The organism is Xylanibacter sp., assembly GCF_057607445.1.
On sequence record NZ_DBLZAX010000042.1, the window covers coordinates 1 to 2,123 of the forward strand.

The window sequence follows — 2,123 nt, forward strand, 5'->3', positions numbered from 1 at the left end:
ATAATTTTCGCCTTGATATCTGTAGGTTCGGGCGCTCAGGAAAACAAGTATGGCATGACTGGCCGTGTTGTAGACAAAGAAGGCATGGCTGTGATGCGTGCAAGTGTAACTTTAAGCATGGCCGGCGACAGTGCGTTCAGACGGCAGACTGTGGCTGACGACAATGGAGTGTTCTCGTTCAGCGCCCTTGACAACGGCAATTACGAGCTGAAGATAACATATATCGGACTTGCCGACTACATAAGCGACATAACTGTGAAAGGCAATACAGACTTGGGGAATATACGCATGGACGACTCGGCCGAGATGCTCGAAGGCATAACCGTGATGGCCAACTACACCAGGCAGAAACGTACGGGCGAAACCATTGTGAAAGTGAAAGGAAATCCGCTGACAAAGGGAAAGAGCACACAAGATTTTCTTAAATATGTGCGTGGCATAGATGTTACGGAAAGCAGTCTGAGCCTGAACGGAAAGCAGAATACCCTTATCTATCTGGAAGACAGAAAGATAAGTTTCGACCAGCTCAAGTCGATACCGCCTTCAATGATTGAAGACATTGAGATAATTCCGTTTGCCGACGGCTCGTATGGCGAGAAGGCTACGGGCGGAGTGGTGAAAATACATCTTAGGCAAGAAGGAGGCCTCATAGGCTCGGCAACCGTATACGGAGGTATGAACACCGAGGATCTGTACGGCGAATCGCCGAGGCTGAACCTGCTTTACACCAAGGGAAAATTTACGCTTAACAACTATCTGACGGCCTTTGAGTACGGGAAATATCCTGACATCCTCACAAAGGAATATAACAGCAGCGACGACTCTTACACATATAAGCACAACACAACCAGATACAGGATTTTTGGCGACAACCTGTCGCTGAGATACGCCTTCAACAAGACAGACAGGATAGACCTGTACGGCGGAGTGTCGGCAAGCTGGAACAGAACGTCAAAGAACAGCATTAGCGGAAACGACACTCTCAATATAGAGACTAAGCCCATCAGTCATGCATACAGCATAGGCACACAATACCGCAAGGGACTGGGCAACGGAGGTGAAAACTTCTTGAACATGCGTATAGACTATTCAAAAAACAAATATGACAACGGTCAGGAATATAACACAAACGGGATGTTTGACAATGCCAGGCAGAACTATGACATCGACTTTGTGACTGTATCACCATACGCCCATTTCAAGTTTAACGACAATATGAACCTGACAGCCGGCCTTGAGTATTACTATATGTCCAACATGAACAACAACCGCGGCACAAAGACGATGTCATATATAGATGACGGCAAGTTTTGTCTGAATCAGGATTACTATTCTGCATGGGCTGAATACAGCCTGATACCGAGCAAGTCGCTGTTCTTGAAGTTCGGGATGAGATACAGCGGAACGAACGAGAAATACAAGGATTATCTTGACAGCTCAAACAACTTTGAGAGATGGCAGGACGGAATATGCCCCTCTCTGTCAGGACAGTGGACCATCGACGAAAACAAGATGAGATATTTGAACATCAGCTATCGTCGCATGTTCTATCTGCCCAACTACGGCTACCGTATTCCGAACGTGACATGGCAGGGAGACGACCTCTACAGCATAGGCAACACGGATCTTAAAAAGGAAGTGTATGACGATGTAGAACTGTATTTCTCTTTAAACAGACGTTTATCTTTCTCATATAGCATGAGCTACGGAAGCGACATTGTGAGCGTAATCATGCATAAAGACGAAAACCGCCCGGGCGTATATTACACCAGGCCTGAAAACTCTGCCTACAGCATGCAGCAGTCGCTCACGATGAACTATACAGGGCGTATATTCAGCTTCTGGCACACAAATACCAGCATTGCATATCTATACAGACATTCACGCAGCGGTGAGAACAAGATTAACCACGGAACTTTTACGTTCAGAAGCAACAACGACTTCAAGATAAACAAGTATTTAGGACTTACGCTTAACATGACAGCATCGAGCAAAAACAGGACCGAAAGCTACGAGAATAACGCGAGGTTCAAAATGGACGTCAGCGGATATGTGTCGCTGATGAAAGGAAAGATGAACGTGAGCCTTCTGTACGAAAACATACTCTACAACACAAAGAAACT

General features: G+C 46.0%; 1 protein-coding gene. It reads left to right on the forward strand.

From position 1 onward, the window contains the following. On the forward strand, positions 1–2,123 hold a 2,123-nt coding region (locus ACZMIG_RS14685), incomplete at both ends, for an outer membrane beta-barrel protein (RefSeq protein WP_487889760.1).